Raw genomic sequence first — 17,009 nt, 5'->3', positions numbered from 1 at the left:
CAGGATGTCCGCCCGATGTGACACGTCAGCGCTGCTCTCGGTCGAACTCAGGTCGGCGCAGGCTCCGCACTCTTATTCGACGAATGGTGCCTGCGAACGAGGACAACTTCTGGCCCAGCTTGAGCGTGAGCCAGAGTCGGAAGGTGGGAAGGCCACGATAGGTCGGCCGGCCCACGCGGGCGAGTCGCAGCGTGACCAATCGTCCCCAGAGAGCCCCTCGGTTCGACTCCAGGCTGGGCTGCGATGCGGGAAGCTTGTCGAGCGGTAGCTGCCCGCCTTCGATTGCGCCGTCGGCGATTGCTTGGCGCAGGGCCGCTCGACCGCGCTCGGTGCGCACCACCACGAGCGAACGGCCGTCCTGCCCCTCGGTACGGCGATACCAGGGGTCGCCAACGGATAGGTCAGCGAACTCACCGGTATGGTCGGGACAGATCATGCACCGCCATTGACGCCGCTTCGTCAAGGAGCCCCACGACTCGGCGTAACTGAGCGAGTGGCTATCTCCAGATCGGGTCTGGAGACGGAACTCACCGGGCCAGCCTTCGCCTCGGTAGTCCAGGCGCTCGACGTCCGCAGGGTCAGCTCCGAGGCCACGGACCAGGTCGGCCGTCGCGGCCGTCGACGGTGTGCCGGCACAGAAGATCCCGATGGTGAGCCCGACCTTCTCGGCTAGTTCCGGGCGTCGATCTGCAGCTGCACGGGTCGCGGCGATGTCGCATGGTTTGCCGACCACCACACATGGCCCCTCGGCTGCCTCGACCAGATCGAGGCGCTCACAAGGACTCGCCGGTGAGTACCGCGACCCGGCTGCCGAGACGATCTCCGCGTAGCTGCGGTTCAGCAGCGTTTCGTTCAGCAGCGGAGCGTCCTTCCGTGCCTGTACTTGAAGAGCGCCCACGGCCGCCCCGGACGTGACCGCGTGGGCCGCAAGGGCGCTGACCACTCCGCCGGAGGAACCGCGATGTCGAACCTCGGGGTCCGAAGCCCAGCACTCGTAGAGATCGAGGATTGGACCCCACTCGCCGCGGAACGGTGCCCCCTCGAGGCTGACCTTCTCGTGCTCCAGGGAACGACCGGGGCACGCTGCGAGGGCATCGCCAGCGACGCCAGAGGTGATTCCGACGATAGGCAGCGGACGTGCACCGACGCCGTCGATGTTTTGCATCCGGAGGGCATCAGGTCGCAGGTGGGCGCAGACGCCGCAGCCGGTGCACAGGTGCGCGTCGACCACGGCATCGATGCTGTTGAGGCGGGTGTTCATGCGATCGCACTCACAATGTCAGATTTGGGCCATCCGGCCACCGTGGCCAGGACGTCGCGCAGCTGTTGTTGCGACTCTTCGACTACTGGGGGCATCGAACGGGTGAGTTCCGCACGGAGGCGAGAACGCGATGCGTACGACTCGAACATGGCGTTGACAGCGTCTTCGCCGGCGATGCGACGTGCGTCGGCAACTTCGGATCCCATTCCACAACTGTCGAAAACGCCCTGGGTCTTGTCGCTGTAGGCGTACCCGAACGTCGGTGTTCCGGTCGAGAGGGAGCCAATCGTGGAGTGCATCCGGCTGCCGACGAACCAGTCCATCCGCGAGATGCACCACTTCAACTGGGCTGCATCCAGGGTGGCAGGGATGTCGCTGGTGCGTGCAACCTCGGTCTCGTCGAGCCCGGACCGAACAGCCTCGATGGCTGCCACATCACTCTCGCCGGCGCCACCTGGCAGATGGACATGAGGCACGAAGACGACCTGTGCCCCATCGGCAATCAGACGCCGTACCAGACTCGTCATCGTCTCGATGTAGTTGCCTGCTAGACCGAACCGTTCGTGGCCGGATCGGTCACGAAGAAGTCCGCTCACGTTGACGCCAGCGCGGACGTCTTCGCCGAGACCGTTCAGTGCACTGACCGTGGCGCTGTCGGGTTCACGAGGCTCAAGCGCGAAGGCGACGTCGACACCCTGGCGCAGGCGCGAGAGGTCGGCGTCGGGACCGGCGAGGTCGTGGAGCTGGTGGTAGCTCCACTCGTCTCGGGCGTACGCGATGGCGGACGCGCGCACCAAACGTTCGGCTTTCCGCCGGCCGTCCGCGGTGGTGAACGGTCCGTAGGTTTGTGGCAGCAGGACCAGCGGCCGACCGGCGCGTAGTGCCGCCTCCTTCGGCTCAGAGACCGACGCGAGCCGGGTGGGGCCGTATAGATCGGTGAAACTATCACCGGCGGAGATGTCGAGGATTGCATCTGCGTCGACAAACCGACGTGCTGCGGGGTTCAGTCGCGGAGCGAGCCGTTGCGCCAGACGGATCTGTGCCCAGCTCTCGGGGCGGTGCCACCGTCGTGACATACGGACGCCGAGATACTCGATCTCCGCAGCGGGGTAGCGACCGCTCGAGTCCGGGCGGCAACCCCACCCGTCGTCGAGGATCGTGAGCCGACTCCCCGGCGAGTCTCGCTGGATCGCATCCGCAACGGAACGCCCGAGCGCCTCGACGCCCCGGTTGCCGTTGCCGATAGCGGCACCAGCGAGTACTACCTGAAGCCCGGACATAGCTCCAGTATGGCCGGTGGCGACGCATCTGAGTAGCGTTTCTACACCTGAATCACGCGCCGAAATCATGCACCCTCGTTGTACTACGGTTTCGCTGTGGACCGGCGCATCCACGCAGGAAATTGTGGTGCTGTTATGTGCCTCTTGTGTTGTCGCTGGAGAACTCCTGCGCGGATCCGGCGCGGACCGCTAACGTGGAGGCTCTTCGCGCCTAACATGTCCGGTGTTGAGAGCAACGATGCGCAACGTGAGAGAGGTGGCGCTCGATGGACGTCTGGCGGATCACATTGGCGGCATTGCGTCGCTGGTACATCCTGCTGCCCCTACTGGCCCTGACCGGGTGGGGAGCCTGGACGGCCGGGAACGGGATCCAGCCGGAGTACGAGGCACAGGCCACGATCATGTTGACACCGGGAACGGCGGCGACTGAAGTCCCGAACCCGTACGGCGGGCTCGAAGAGGCGAACCAGGCCGTCGGCATCGTCCTGAACAGCACGGAGTCCCGTGCTCAGATCGTCGAACAAGGGCTGAGCACCGAGTACGAGGTCGTCCCAGAGTCGCGGAGCACGATCATGTACTTCACCGTGCGGGCAGACGATCCGGAAACCGCCGTCACTACCGGGGTAGCCCTCATCGACATGGTCGAGGCAGAACTGACTGCCCGTCAGAGTGCGGCGGAGGTGCCCAGCTCCAGCCAGTACGGAATCGATGTCCTCGCGCCCCCTTCTGTGCTTGAGGCGATCTACGACGGCAAACTGCGGGTGCAGGCGATTATCGGCATCCTCGGCGCAAGCGTCGCACTCGTGGTCGCTGTTCTGTTCGATGACATCGTGGGGCTCGTCAGGCGTCGTCGCCGTCGGCGCAAAGCACGAGCAGACGAACTAGTTGATTCGGCGGAGGAGGCCCGTACCGACGATGGTGCTGAGCGAGCCAACGAGGTGGACCCGGCCGAGGGCGTCACGACGGAAGTTCCGTCGAGAGTTCCGCGGGAACCGGATCGGCCTGACGCTGAAGTACGCAGTTCTCGGGACACGTCGCCTGTCGGTGAGCGATCGTGATCACCGGTCGTCACGCCGCCGTGCGTGATCCGAATACTGCGGCTTGATCGTGCGATGACTCCGGCCAGTCGCGCACCGGCGATCACCGGGAACCGCAGGACCCGCACGGTGAACGACGAGTGGAAACCCGCACTTTTGCGTGTGCCCCCAGTTCTCCATCGACTGTGGGTCTACTGGATCCCCCTGCTGCTCCGTCGTCGACAATTGACGGTGCTGGGCCTGCTGATCGCGTTTGTGGCCTTGCAGTTTCTGATCCCGTCCAGGCTTGTCATCGGTGGGATGGGTGCTGCGGGCCGTCCATCCGTGGCCGTCGGTGTCATGATCGCCTTCCTCTGGTTGGTTGCGGCTATCCGGCCGCATCAGCTTCCCTCAGGGACCGCACCGATCCGAGTGCTCATCTGTGGCTTCGTGGCGCTACAGCTGTTCGGATACGCCATCGGCGTGGATCGGGGGCCGACGCCGGATGAGTTGAGCAGCGCCAACATGTGGCTGATCTTCATCCTGGCCATGGCCGGCGTTGCGTTGGCAGCGTCGGATGGTTTGCGGGATCGGCGCGAGGTTGATCGCCTGCTTTGCGCCGTGGTCCTTGTCGCGGCGGTGATGGCTCTGATCGGGGCCTTGCAGTTCTTCGGCATCGTGGATCTGACTCGCTACATTCGAATCCCGGGACTCCATCTCAATGCCGAGCAGATCGGGATCAGCGCTCGCGGTGACGGCAACTTCCCCAGAGTCGCCAGCACCGCGAATCACTACATTGAGTTTGGTGTGGTGTTGGCCCTCATGCTTCCGATTGCTCTGCATTACGCACTTTTCTCCCCTCCAGGGCGCACGCGGGTGTGGCGGTGGGTTGCGGTCGGCCTCATCGCGTCCGGTATCCCCTTCTCGATCTCCCGATCAGCGATCCTCACCGTCATGGTGGCGGTGTCGATGCTGGCCGTGGTCTGGCCATGGCGGCAGCGGTACAACGCAGGGGTGATCGCGATCCTTGCGACGGCTGCCTTCCACGTCGTGAACCGAGGGGTACTGGGAACGATCAAGGGATTGTTTCTGAACGCGGATAATGACCCGAGCGTGCAGGACCGGATTGCCCGCACCGACTACGTGATTGACCTCTGGTCCTTGCGACCCTGGCTCGGCCGTGGCGCCGGGATGGTCACCCCAGAGCGATACATCCTGCTGGACAACCAGCTGTACATGACCTTGCTGGCCGGTGGGGTTCTCGGGCTGTTCGGCCTCGTCATGCTGTTCTTCGTGCCGTATCTGCTGGCGCGGAGCGTTCGACTGCGAGCCAAGGATCAGGAGACGCGCCACTTGGGTCAGGCGCTGGCGGCCACTCTTCCGGCTGCACTCATGGCAAGTGGCACGTTCGACTCGTTCTCCTTCTCGACGTTCGTGGGGACCATGTTCATCATCTTCGGGGCCATCGGCGCGCTGCACCGAATAGTAGGGATCACCGTGCACTCTCCGCTGCAGCTGGCAGCACCCGGCGACCGGTTCGTCACCAGCCCCCTGATGGCCGACATCCGCAGGCGGCTGCGGGCTGGCATGGCCAGGGGCCCGCTGTTGGCGAGGAACTCGAGGTGATCAGCTGAGCGACGAGTTCCGTATACGCACCCGGAGGGAGACCATCCGGAGTACTGTCTCACTCGTCCGAGTGCATCTCGATGGCGGGTGATTCCGGATGGCCCCAGGTGTGTCTGAGTACCCGAAGGACGGGTCCGTGGAGTTCCGGCGCATGCCCGAGTTCGCAGCGGGGCCACTCCCGACCTCCGCTGACGGCGCGGTCATCGTTCCGGCGCACAACGAGGCCGCAGTCATCGCTCGCACTTTGCGCGCTCTCGCCCCGCTGACTGCCGTCGAGGGCATGGAAGTCATCGTGGCCTGTAACGGGTGCACCGATGACACCGCCGAGATCGCCCGTGAGTTTGCCGGCGTTCAGGTGATCGAGACCGATCAGGCGTCAAAGACGGTAGCGATGAATCTCGGTGATGACGCAGCGACAGCGTGGCCGCGGCTGTATCTCGACGCGGATATCGACGCTGACCCACACAGCGTGCTCGCCGTGTTCGCCGCACTCGCACAGCCCGGCGTGCTCGCTGCTCGGGCAAGGTATGTCTATGACGCGATCGGCGTGAGCATCCCGGTGCGCGCGTACTACCGGGCCCGGAGTCGCATTCCCGCTCCACCCGCTCGGCTGTGGGGCGCCGGAGGGTATGCGACCACCGAGAAGGGCCACCGCCGGTTTGGCAGGTTTGCTGATGTCATCGCCGATGACTCGTGGTTCGACGAACAGTTCCACGCCAGCGAGAAACGGGTGGTCGCCACCGCTCCGATGCGCGTCCGGACGCCCCGGAACGCTGCCGACCTGGTCGCCGTCCTGGCCCGTCGTCGTCGCGGCGTCCTCGAGCTCGGCGCTACTGACGAGGCGTCCTCGCGCGGTCGAGCGCTGCTGCGATCCGTCCGCGGTCCGCGCAGCGCCATCGACGCAGGCTGGTACACAGTCCTGACCCTGCTGGCGCGTCGGCGCGCACTCCGAACCTGGCGCCAGGGCCACCGTGGTTGGGACCGCGACGCATCAAGTCGAGCGAACACCGAAGACATCCGATGACCGCCCCGCCCCCCGGACCGGCCGAAGATTATGCCTGCTGCGTGGTGGGCGCAGGGCCTGTAGGGCTGACCTTCGCGATGGAGGCGGCCAACGCGGGCGCTCGCGTGCTGCTGATAGACGCCGGCAACGGCGAATCGGCGAGACGGCCCATCTCCTCCTTGTCCGGCCAGCAGACCCATATCGTCGATCCCGACCGCCACGCTCCGCTGGAGCAAGCCATCCGTCGGGGGATCGGCGGCACCTCACAGCTGTGGGGCGGGCGATGCGTGGCGCTCGAACCGATCGACCTCGCCGAGCGCGACTATGTGCCTGGCGGCGAGTGGCCGATCACCCTCGAGGATGTGGTGCCCTGGTACCGGGCGGCCGCGCGCCACCTCGACTGTGGGCCGCCCGTATTCCGCTCCGAGGCACCGGACTGGCCCGGCCTGTCGAATTTCGAGATGTCGAATCTGGAACGGTGGTCGCGGCAGCCGCGGCTGGACCCGGGCCTCGGCGCGCGAGTACTCGCTCACCCGCAGGTCACCACGTTGCTGGATACTCGCTTGGCCGATCTGGAGATCGACGCCGACGGATCGATCGCCGCAGTTGTTGCCGAGCACAACGGAGCACGGATCCGGTTGCACGCCGACCAGTACGTACTGGCCATGGGTGGTCTGGAGATTCCCCGCCTTCTGCTCGAGGTTCAGCGCAGGCTGCCCACTGCCTTCGGTGGCATTGACGGGCCGCTGGGTCGCTTCTACATGGGGCACACCACCGGCAGCATTGCCGAGATCGTCCTCGACGACCCTGCCCAGGTGGTCGACCTCGACTTCGTCCGCGACGGGCACGATTCCTACGTCCGCCGGCGGTTCACCCTCTCCGAGGAAGCACAGCGCGAGAATCGCGTACTCAATACCAGCTTCTATCTCGACAACCCTGCGTTCTACGAGTACGAACACCACAACGCCACCTTGTCGGCTGTCTTTCTCGCGATGGCGATCCCGCCGATCGGTCGCAGGATCGTTGCCGAACGCATGCGGCTGCGGCACATCGGACCGCGTCCCTACCGCGTAGGAATGCACCTAAGGAACATCCTGCGCCACCCGTGGCGCATCGTTGCCGATGTCGTTGACATCATCCGCCGGCGCTATCTCTCGCCGGTCCGCAAGCCGGGGTTCATCCTCCGCAACGACAGCGGTCGATATGCCGTTCACTACCACGCCGAACAGCTTCCGAATCCTGACAGCCGAGTCATGATGCACACCAGTGATGACGGGGAGGCTGTGCTCGACGTCGACTACCGCTACCTCGAAGCCGATATCGATTCGGTTCTGCGGTGCCACGAACTGCTGGACGCCGATCTGCGATCCGCCGGCCTCGGACGGCTCGAGTATCTCGCCAAGGACCCCGCCGGAATCCGTGCGTTGGCGTGGGAACAGGCAGTCCACGGCCTGCACAGCATCGGCACGACCCGGATGAGTCGAGATCCGGCCGCGGGTGTGGTGGACGCCGACCTGCGTGTGCACGGTACGCGCAACCTTTTCCTCGCCTCCACCAGCGTCTTTCCGACCTCGGCCGAAGCCAACCCGACGTTCTTCGCCGCGGCGCTCGCCGTGCGGCTCGCGCATCACCTGGTCGATGCGCGACCAGCAATCGACGACACCGCGGTGAGCAAGGAGAACGAAGTCCCAGGCTGAGCCGCGCTGTTGCCGATCGACAGCCGTGCCGTCGAGAGGAGCTGAACCTCCGCCGTCGACTGACTGCGCCCTGAGTTCCCGGCCCAACTCAACGACGCGCAGGCACCCAAGAGTCGCCTCATCGCTGGGGTAAACCGATTTTACTTGCTGAGGCGACCCTCCCGTGAATACGCTCGGTAAACCGATCTACTGAAGCGCCTTATCTCGGTGGCACAGCCGCCCACAAGCAGCGCGCATCTGTTTTTTCTGATGCCAACGGCGGACCGCGCCCGAGGGAAGGAAGGCATGTCTGAACAGCCACGAGCCAAGCTTCTGGTCGTCTCTGTGGACGCGATGCAGATCGACGACCTGCCGTTCGCGCGCACCTTGCCAGGGTTCGCCCGGATCCTCGAGCATGCCTCAGTCGCGGAGATCGAGGGTGTCTTTCCTACCAACACCTACCCCAGCCATGCTGCCCAGATCACCGGCTGCCCACCTGCGGTCAACGGGGTGTACAACAACGAGCAGTTCCAGCCACAGCGCGGGACCCGCCCGGAGTGGTTCTGGGACTCGCGACTGATCCAGGTACCCACCATCTTCGCCGCGGCGAAGCAAGCGGGCCTGAGTACGGCATCGGTCCAGTGGCCCGTCACAGCCAACGAGCCGAACGTCGACTGGCTGATCCCAGAGATCGCCAGCCCGTGGTTGTTCACCGGGCTCGAGGACCAGTACCGCCAGACCACGAACGCGGCCACGCTGGAGCGGTACGTCCTCCCGAACCTGGACCTCATCCGCGAACAGCCGAAGCCGCGGTACGTGCGGTTCGTCAGTGAGGTCTCCACCGAGATCCTTCGAGCCGAGCGCCCCGACCTCATGCTCGCGCACCTGGTGGAGCTTGACTTCGCACGTCACGCCCACGGCACCTATGGGCCTCATGTGGAGCAAGCGCTGCGCGCGGTGGACGCCACCCTGTGCCGCTACCTCGATGTGCTCGAGGAGGGCGGGCTGCTGGACGCCACCAACATCGCCATCATCTCCGACCATGGCCACATCGACCTGGTCCAGCACACCAGCCTCAACGCCGTGTTCGCCGACCGTGGCTTCTTGCGCATCGGCAACGACGACACAGTGGCCAGCTATGACGTGTTCTGCCTGGGAGCCGGCCTGTCCGGGCAGCTCTTCCTCGGCCCGGACATCACCCCCGAACGTCGGAGCGAGGTTGAGGAGTTGTTGGCCGAGATCGAGGCTGATCCGCAGTACCGGATCAGGCGGATCTGGACCTCCGACGAGACTCGTGAGGCCTTCGGCCTGGACGGGCCCTTCGAGTGGGTGGTCGAGTCCGATCCCGGTGTGTCCGTGGGTGCTTCATGGACCCGGCGGCCGGTGATGGCGGACGGCGACGCGGATTTTCCCAGCGGTCGAGGTTCGCACGGGCACATCCCCGCCTATGGCGGTCAGCCGCTGTTCATCGCGGCAGGCCCGGCGTTCAGGCCGGGATTGGATCTGGGCCGGCGGAGCATGCTCGCCGAGGCGCCGACCTTCGCTGCCGTGCTCGGTGTCAGTCTGCCCGACGCGTCGACGCCGGCGATGACGGATGTGTTGGTGGGAGGCTGATCCATGAAGCGACCATCCTCGACCTTGCCGAAGGCACGGGCGCCGAAGCTGGCAAGCGTGGCCAAGGCGGCCCAGGTCTCCATCGGGCTGGCATCTCGCGTGCTGAACAACGACCCGACAGTCAGCGTGCGCGATGAGACCAGGCATCGAGTGGAGGCCGCCGCGCAGCGGCTGAACTATGTGCCATCCGCTTCGGCACGGGCGCTGCGCCAGCAACGCACCAAGGTCATCGGCTTGGCCGTGCACGACCTGGCGAGCACCATCGTCGTCGACCTGCTCGAGGGAGCCCGGGAGGAGGCGACCTCCCGCGACTACCTGCTGCTGCTCACTGACGCCGACGAGATCGCCTTTCACGACTCCAGCAGGCGGCTGTACCTGGGAGGAGCCCGCATCGACGGCCTCATCATGCAGGACGGCCACGCCCATCTGGGGTCAGCCATCGACGAGATCGCCGGGACGCTGCCCACCGTCGTATTCAACACCCCCGGCCGAAGCCTCTCGCCCGGGATCCAGGTCGATGAACGCAGCGCCGGCCGGAGCGCAGCCGAGTGCCTCATCAGGGCAGGGCATCGTCAGATCGGTTTCATCGGCGGCCCGGCCGGCACCTACACCAACTCCGCCCGCCTCGAGGGTGCCGCCACCGCAGTTGCCGAGGTCGGTGGGACCTTGGAGACCGTCCATGGGCCTTGGAGCGCGCCGAGCGGCTTCGCCTCGATGCAGAAGCTGCTCCGGTTAGCGCCGGGAACCACAGGAGTCGTGACCGCCAACGTGCTCATCGGCACCGGCGCCATGGCAGCTGCCCAGCAGTCGGGCCGCGCAGTGCCGCAGAGCCTGTCGGTGGTGGCCGTTCAGGACAGCTGGGCGGTGGAGTTCACGACGCCCCGGCTCACCACGGTGGCGCTGCCACTCAGGGAGCTGGGGCAGTGCGCGGTGCGCACCCTCATCGCCTATATCGACGGTGAGGACGTGCAGGAGTCCGAAACGGTGGGGGCGGCGCCGCAGATCCGCCCGCGAGAGTCCGTGGCTGCGCCAGCAGCACACACCGATAGCAACTGAGGAAGGGCATGCAACGACACATCGCCTACGACAGGCAGCTTGAACGGTTCAACCCCCTGGATCGGGTCATCACCTTCGATGACTTCGACACCGGCTTCAACGGGTGGATGGACCTGACCCCGAACTTCGTCTACGACAACTACGAGTCCTTCAACAGCGCCGTCGACCTCACTAGCTGGGCGCCCTGCATGCTCAGCTCGGCCCCGATGCGCTTCGCCGCCTCCCATGGGTCGATGGAGGGGACGTACTCGCTCAAACTGACCACCCGGGCCGCTGCTGCCCCGCACACCGAGCCGCCGGCAGACGGCAGCATGGGCGTAGCGGTCAAGCGGCTCTCGCGGTTCAGTGACCCGGACAAGATCCAGATGGAGACGTGGTACTCCTACACCCCGGCCCAGGACCGTGAAGGTATCGGCGAGGAGGACATCCGCGCCTTTGGGTTCTACTTCGACATTCAGGACGGCGAGCACCGGTATATGCCTGGTGTGCGCTACGTGAACTCTCTCGATGGCCAACTCGTCAAGCGGTGGCAGTACTGGAAGGCCCGCGAGGGCATCACCCACGCAGACTGGAACTTCGGCGTGGAAGATGGTTGGTGCGCGCCGGGCATCGACAACCTTTGGTACGGGCGGCGTTACGAGGACGGCTCCACCGACGGCTATCAGTGGCTGCCCGGCGGCGAGCAGGACCTGCTCTACAACGAGAGCCCGGACAAGATCAACTGGCTCTACCTACGCCTGCTCGTGGACGTGCGCAAGCGCGAGTACATCGAACTGCAGAGCATGGACCAGACCTTCGACATGCGGGGCATCCAGCCCACTCTGGCCGACCGGTACCGCTCTATCGACAACCTCATCAACCCGATCTTCTACGTCGAGACCGACACCGACCGCCCAGTACACCTGTTCCTGGACTCGGTTGTCTACTCCACCGAGTGACGCGAAGGGAATCACCCATGCAGACCACCAACACCTCCGTGCTCGCACGCCGGATATGGATTGATGACGACTACGCCACGCTCGCCTACGAGGCTGGCTGGGCAAGCGAGGCGGTGTTCTTCACCCAGGTGGAAGGAGAGCATCCCGAGCTGACGGTCGCCACCGAGATCTCGCCTGACGGCATCACCTGGATCGAGCGAGGTGGGCGCAGCACTCTCACCATCGAGGAGTCCATCACCGAGAACGCGCTCACCACCTTCGGGACCTGGGTGCGGGTGCGGATCCGAGGCGCGAGCTCACAACATCCTGCCCGAGTCCTCGTGCACGTTAATCTCAAGGGCTGACGGCGGCGCCGGCACCTGAAGGTGCAGCGAGAACCGAGGATGCCGCGGCGTTCGCTCAGTCCCGGAACGGCCTGACCCTAGGAAAGGAACACCCCCGTGCCCGCGCAGTACTCCGCGCCCTTGCGGCTCAACTACCTGCAGTACGTCGTGACCTCAAACCGGCAGATGGTCGAGACAACGATTCGCGTGCTCGAACCCGATCGTCTGGACACCACTGTCCGCCCTCGGATCCTCTTCCTCCTGCCCTCCTGCCCAGAGCTCAGTCACCGATCCGGCGATGGCCTCGATGAGGTACTCAAGCACGACCTGCACAACCGGTATGGGTTCATCGCCGTGGCCCCCACGTTCGCCGACTGGCCATGGATGACCGACCTGCCGGATCAGCAGATGTTCCAGCAGGTGCTGTACTTCATCGAAGATGTCGTGGGCTTCATCGACCAGCTCCATCCGGATGCGACACGGTTGCTCATCGGCTACAGCAAGGGCGGATCAGCGGCGCTGCAGCTGCTGCTGCGCTACCCCGACATGTTCCAGGCGGCGGCGGCCTTCGACTCGCCGGTGATGAAGGAGCAGCCCGACCAGTGGGAGATGCCCTACTTCTGGCCGAACCCGGAGCACTTCCAGGACTTCGCGATCCCACACCTCCTCCGTACTCGAGGTCGCGATCTCGGTTCGGACCCGCGGATCGGCCTGTTTGGTTACGGAAACTTCGGTAAGAACGCGCCGGAGTGGACCTTCGATCACCTGGGCGCTGCGCACGAGCTGATGACCAGCCTCGGCATCCCACATGTGTACGACAACGACACCTACCGCGACCACCGGTGGGACTCCGGCTGGCTCCCGGAGGCGGTGGCAGCATTGGATCGAATGTCGGCGTGAGGGCTCTGCCAGAGATCAACAACAGATCGCTGGCGACGGTAACCATGGCCCGCGGCGTCAATGCAACGGACTGGTCACGGGGCCCCGACCGACCGAGACGCTCGCTGATCCGCCGACGCCTGGTATCGATGCAGGTCAGAACCAGTAAACCGATTTTACTTGATCCACAAGAACAGGGTGATTACGCTTTGGTAAACCGATCTACTGACCGGGTCGGCCGCGATACTACTCATCAACATCTTGCACGCGTTGAACCATCCGCGCTTGACGTGATTCGCGCGGCAGAGTTCCCGGGTGATGCAGCCCGGGACGATAGAAGGGTGAAAGCCAGATGACCACGTCAAAGCGGTACACCATCATTGCTAGTGCCTGCGCAATCTCATTGATGGCGCTCACGGCCTGTTCTGACGACGGTGGAAGCTCAGGTGACGATGTGACGATTCATATCGCACTGGGCGGATCGGGTAACAACCACAACCCGCCCGAGGACAATCCGATTGCCACCGGAATTGGTGAGGCGATTGGCGCCACCGTCATCCATGACCAGGAGCCGGAAGACGTCTCGGCTTCACTGGCGGCGGGTGACTCCCCGGACATCTTCCAGGTGACCAGGAACGAACTGAACACCTATATGGAACAAGGTCTGGTGCTGGACCTGACTCCCTATGAGGACCAGTTGGGTGATTACGTCGATTTCGTCGGACAGGACACCGTCGACCAGGGCAGAATCGATGGCCAGCTGATGGCCATCACGCCCTATCAGAACAACACCAACGATGGTACGTACTGGGTCCGCCAGGACTGGCTGGACAACCTCGACATGGAGATCCCCACCAACGCCGAGGAGTTCCGTGAAGTGCTCCGAGCGTTCACCGAGGACGATCCCGATGGCAACGGTAGCGACGACACGTACGGACTCACCGGCTCCTCCCCGGGAACCTACAAGTACCTGTGGGGAGCTTTCGGCACACCCGGGCCCGGGCGGATCTACGCCGACGAAGCCGGTGAGATCCGGGACAGCTACCAGGACGAGGGCATGGCCGAAGCTGTGGAGTACATCGCAGATCTTGAGACATCCGGATTTGTCGATCCCGACAGCTACACCATCGATGGGCTGGAAGCGCGTGACCGCGGTTTCCAGGGCACGGCTGGAGTCATGGGTGTGAGCTGGACCGCCGTGGTCAAGGAGCCCTCGGCGAGCCTGGGGCGGGAGGCCAACCCCGATGCTGAGTGGGCGCAGATCGACCAGCTCCAGCAGGCCGACGGATCCCCGGGGATGCTGCCCGTCAGCACCGACTCCGCCTCGATGTACGCCATTCCATCATCTCTGGAAGGCGACGACGCCAAGATCGAAAAGATCATAGGGCTGATCAACTATCTCTCCACGCCGGAGGGGAACCGCTTCGCCATGTGGGGCGAGGAGGGGACTCACTACGAGGTGGACGATGACGGGAACATCTCCGCACTTCCGGCCCGAGATGACTTTGAGAATGGCATCTTCTTCATCTACCTGGTGGCCGGCCGTGAGGAACTGCCCTACCTGGAAGCCCTCTTCCCCGACCTGATGGACTACATCGAAGTCGCTCATGGCCAGCCCACGGTGACCACGTGGGAGGAGTACGTCGTCCCGCCGGACGGCTACAACCGTGCAGACGCGGACAGGTTCTCGGAGGATCAGATGGTGCAGCTGATGACCGGTCAGCAGCCTGCGTCCAACTACCAGGACGTCGTCGACACGCTGCAAGGGCAGTTCGGCTACGCGGAGTTTGTTGATGCTGCTCGCGAGCAACTCGCAGACGTGAACACTGAGAACTGAGAAAGTGGCACGGACGGCGACCGCACCCGCTCGAGGCACGCTTCGCCTGTATGGCGTGCTCGAGCGGTTCTGGGAATGTGTCGGCCTCAATACCCTCTGGGTACTGGGCTGCTTGCCGGTGCTCACTGCGGGCAGCTCGACCGTGGCGCTTTTCGAGGTGGTCGGTCAGCGCCGCCGTGGTGAGTACCGTCCGATAGCCCGGGCCTACTGGGCGGGGTTCAGGCGGGCGCCGCTAGCGCGTGCCGGGATCACGCTGGTGATCCTGCTCGCGCTGCTTGGTGCGGTGCAGACGCTGACGACGGGCATGGCCCTGCGCGATGCGACGCTGGCCGTAGTCTTCCAGGCTGCGGGCCTCCTCGGCCTTCTTGCCGTCGGTGGCGCCGTAGTCACCGCGTTGCCGTTGCGTGCACAGCCGGAAGGCCGGTCGCTGCTTGCGAGTCTGCGGATCGCCGGGGCGGCCGGCCTCGGCCGGCCGATGACTACGGTCGCGGCGCTGATGCTCACGGTGGCCGTCGTGGTCGGCGTGGTGCTGGTGCCGCCGCTGCTGCTTGTCCTGGGGTGGGTCTGGGCGACTCTGGTGACGAGTTTGTCGGCCTCCGTGCTAGAGGGTCGGCAGAAGGTCAAGAGCGCCGGACGGAGGCGGTCGACATGGTGATGGCAGAATCCGCTCAGCACCAGCTGAGTCATACGGAGCAGAGGGCCGCCAAGCGACCGGCTCCCTCCCGCAGGCGCCGCACCTGGGCTCATATCAAGCGGTACAAGGCCCTGTACATCATGATGGTGCCGGCCCTTGCGTATGTGGCTGTGTACAAGTACGGCCCGATGTATGGCCTGCTTATTGCCTTCAAGAACTACAACCTGGGCCTCGGGATCCTGGCGAGTCAGTGGGCCGACCCGTGGTACCGCCACTTCTCAGAATTCTTCAGCTCGCCTTACGCCGGCCAGCTATTGACGAACACCCTCCTCATCTCGGTGTACAAACTCGTCATCGGAACGGTTGCGGCCATCGTGGTGGCGCTGTTGTTCAACGAGTGCCGGACCAACTGGTTCCGTCGCACGGTGCAGACCGTCAGTTATATGCCGCACTTCCTCTCCTGGGTGATTGTCTACGGTGTGTGTGTCGCTCTGCTCTCGCAAAGTACCGGGGTGCTGAACAATTTCCTGTCGGATACCTTCGGCTTTACGGTTCCCTTTCTGAACTCCACCGACTGGTTCCGCACCGTCCTGGTCACTTCCGACGTCTGGAAGGACATTGGCTGGGGAGCGATCATTTATTTGGCCGCAATGGTGGGAATCAACCAGGACTTGTACGAGGCTGCTCGCATGGATGGTGCCGGGAGGTTGCGTCAGATCTGGAGCATCACACTGCCTGGGATCAGGAACGTCATTATCCTTTTGCTCGTGCTGAAGATCGGCGGAATCCTCGACGCCGGGTTCGATCAGATCTTCGTCTTTCTCAACCCGCAGGTGTACTCGGTAGGCGACATTATCGATACTTGGGTATATCGAGCGGGTCTTGTCGATTTGAACTATAGCCAGGCAGCCGCGGTGGGTCTTTTCAAGTCGGTGATCGGATTCGTTCTCATGGTGACGGTGAATCGGATGGCGCGACGCTGGGATGGTCAAGTATGGTAAAGCGATCTACACCGGACCGGGTGTTCGACGGTATCGTTGTCGTCGCCCTGATCGTCATTGGGCTTTTCGCCCTGGTGCCGCTGCTCGTGGTGGTGGCCGCCTCGCTGACACCGTACTCCGAGGTTCTCGCCAATGGCGGGTACGTGCTGTTCCCGACGAGCTTCACCCTTGAGGGCTACATCGCGATGTGGAACACCACACGAATCCCGCAAGCGATGCTCGTGAGCACCTTCGTCACTGTGGTGGGGACGGCGCTCAACATGATCCTCAGCACCGGCATCGCCTGGCCCCTGAGCCGCAAGGAAATGCCGGGCCGGACCTTCATCCTGCTGGCGCTGGTGTTCACCACCGTGTTCAACGCGGGAATCATCCCCACCTACCTCATCGTCAAGAACACAGGTTTGCTCAACTCGATCTGGGCAATGATCATCCCCTCGGCGCTGAGCGTCTTCAACGTGTTCATCATGAAGACGTTCTTCGAGGGGCTACCCAGCGAGCTATCGGAGTCAGCCCGGCTGGACGGGGCCGGTGAGGTGCGGCTGCTGCTGCGGATCATCTTCCCGCTCGCCGTGCCGGTGCTGTTGACCATCGGGCTCTTCTACGCCGTGGCCAACTGGAACACCTTCTTCGCTGCCATCTTCTACGTGCGGGACGCGTCACTACAGCCGTTGCAGGTGGTGTTGCGCGACCTGCTCACCTCAAACCCCGATGCAGCCTTCGACCCGGATGAGGTGACACCCGCGCTCACGCTTCGCATGGCCGCGGTAGTGATCACCGCCCTGCCGATGATCGTCGTCTACCCGTTCATCCAGAAGCACTTCCAGAAGGGAGTGCTCATCGGCTCTGTCAAGTCTTGATCATCGCC

General features: G+C 64.3%; 16 protein-coding genes. 13 read left to right on the top strand and 3 right to left on the bottom strand.

Features of this window, described 5'->3' with window-relative positions; translation table 11 throughout:
* Positions 1–25 precede the first annotated feature (25 nt).
* Both FU260_RS19225 and FU260_RS19220 read right to left on the bottom strand, forming a co-directional pair.
* A complete protein-coding gene (locus tag FU260_RS19225) occupies positions 26–1,261 on the bottom strand; it encodes a Coenzyme F420 hydrogenase/dehydrogenase, beta subunit C-terminal domain (protein ID WP_147918509.1) in 1,236 nt (411 codons plus the stop codon).
* Positions 1,258–2,610: a polysaccharide pyruvyl transferase family protein gene (locus tag FU260_RS19220; protein ID WP_147918508.1), complete on the bottom strand. Its 1,353-nt coding sequence runs from the start codon at positions 2,608–2,610 to the stop codon at positions 1,258–1,260. Before FU260_RS19220 ends, FU260_RS19225 begins: the two co-directional genes overlap by 4 nt.
* Before the next feature lie 197 nt (positions 2,611–2,807).
* Here FU260_RS19220 and FU260_RS19215 point away from each other — a divergent pair, with 197 nt between their 5' ends.
* The 9 genes from FU260_RS19215 to FU260_RS19175 all read left to right on the top strand — a co-directional run bounded on the left by FU260_RS19215 (position 2,808) and on the right by FU260_RS19175 (position 12,693).
* Positions 2,808–3,599, top strand: a complete 792-nt coding sequence (locus FU260_RS19215; protein WP_147918507.1) for a YveK family protein — start codon at positions 2,808–2,810, stop codon at positions 3,597–3,599.
* 108 nt (positions 3,600–3,707) lie between these two features.
* Positions 3,708–5,183 (top strand): O-antigen ligase family protein, encoded by a 1,476-nt coding sequence (locus tag FU260_RS19210; protein ID WP_147918506.1) that lies wholly within the window; start codon positions 3,708–3,710, stop codon positions 5,181–5,183.
* A 151-nt stretch (positions 5,184–5,334) separates the two neighbouring features.
* A complete protein-coding gene (locus FU260_RS19205) occupies positions 5,335–6,207 on the top strand; it encodes a glycosyltransferase (RefSeq protein ID WP_235912393.1) in 873 nt (290 codons plus the stop codon).
* Positions 6,204–7,883: a GMC oxidoreductase gene (locus tag FU260_RS19200; protein ID WP_147918504.1), complete on the top strand. Its 1,680-nt coding sequence runs from the start codon at positions 6,204–6,206 to the stop codon at positions 7,881–7,883. Before FU260_RS19205 ends, FU260_RS19200 begins: the two co-directional genes overlap by 4 nt.
* A 285-nt stretch (positions 7,884–8,168) precedes the next feature.
* Entirely contained in the window at positions 8,169–9,476 is a 1,308-nt protein-coding gene (locus FU260_RS19195; protein ID WP_168211862.1) for an alkaline phosphatase family protein, read from the top strand.
* Positions 9,477–9,479: 3 nt separating this feature from the next.
* The gene (locus tag FU260_RS19190; RefSeq protein WP_147918502.1) at positions 9,480–10,532 is read left to right on the top strand and encodes a LacI family DNA-binding transcriptional regulator; all 1,053 of its coding nucleotides are present in this window, start codon (positions 9,480–9,482) and stop codon (positions 10,530–10,532) included.
* 8 nt (positions 10,533–10,540) lie between these two features.
* The gene (locus FU260_RS19185; RefSeq protein WP_147918501.1) at positions 10,541–11,470 is read left to right on the top strand and encodes a DUF6772 family protein; all 930 of its coding nucleotides are present in this window, start codon (positions 10,541–10,543) and stop codon (positions 11,468–11,470) included.
* Between the two features lie 17 nt (positions 11,471–11,487).
* Positions 11,488–11,814 (top strand): DUF6385 domain-containing protein, encoded by a 327-nt coding sequence (locus FU260_RS19180; RefSeq protein WP_147918500.1) that lies wholly within the window; start codon positions 11,488–11,490, stop codon positions 11,812–11,814.
* A 96-nt stretch (positions 11,815–11,910) separates the two neighbouring features.
* Entirely contained in the window at positions 11,911–12,693 is a 783-nt protein-coding gene (locus tag FU260_RS19175) for an alpha/beta hydrolase-fold protein (protein WP_147918499.1), read from the top strand.
* 225 nt (positions 12,694–12,918) lie between these two features.
* Here FU260_RS19175 and FU260_RS23900 read toward each other — a convergent pair whose 3' ends face one another.
* Positions 12,919–13,089: a hypothetical protein gene (locus FU260_RS23900; RefSeq protein ID WP_187368411.1), complete on the bottom strand. Its 171-nt coding sequence runs from the start codon at positions 13,087–13,089 to the stop codon at positions 12,919–12,921.
* 37 nt (positions 13,090–13,126) lie between these two features.
* On the opposite strand from FU260_RS23900, the gene FU260_RS19170 reads away from it, so the two are divergent.
* Genes FU260_RS19170 through FU260_RS19155 form a run of 4 tightly spaced genes read left to right on the top strand, consistent with a single transcriptional unit; the run spans position 13,127 to position 17,001 of the window.
* Positions 13,127–14,509 carry an extracellular solute-binding protein gene (locus FU260_RS19170; RefSeq protein WP_187368410.1) on the top strand — a complete coding sequence of 461 codons (1,383 nt, stop codon included), beginning with the start codon at positions 13,127–13,129 and terminating at the stop codon, positions 14,507–14,509.
* A 55-nt stretch (positions 14,510–14,564) separates the two neighbouring features.
* Positions 14,565–15,164 carry a DUF624 domain-containing protein gene (locus tag FU260_RS19165; protein ID WP_168211860.1) on the top strand — a complete coding sequence of 200 codons (600 nt, stop codon included), beginning with the start codon at positions 14,565–14,567 and terminating at the stop codon, positions 15,162–15,164.
* A complete protein-coding gene (locus FU260_RS19160; RefSeq protein ID WP_210418127.1) occupies positions 15,158–16,144 on the top strand; it encodes an ABC transporter permease in 987 nt (328 codons plus the stop codon). The genes FU260_RS19165 and FU260_RS19160 overlap by 7 nt, the downstream gene beginning before the upstream one ends.
* A 20-nt stretch (positions 16,145–16,164) precedes the next feature.
* Positions 16,165–17,001 (top strand): carbohydrate ABC transporter permease, encoded by an 837-nt coding sequence (locus tag FU260_RS19155; protein WP_235912392.1) that lies wholly within the window; start codon positions 16,165–16,167, stop codon positions 16,999–17,001.
* Positions 17,002–17,009: the final 8 nt, after the last annotated feature.

The organism is Ruania zhangjianzhongii (genome assembly GCF_008000995.1).
GTDB lineage: Bacteria > Actinomycetota > Actinomycetes > Actinomycetales > Beutenbergiaceae > Ruania > Ruania zhangjianzhongii.
The sequence above is the reverse complement of the archived record's forward strand: the minus strand, read 5'-3'. Positions and strand labels throughout refer to the sequence as shown.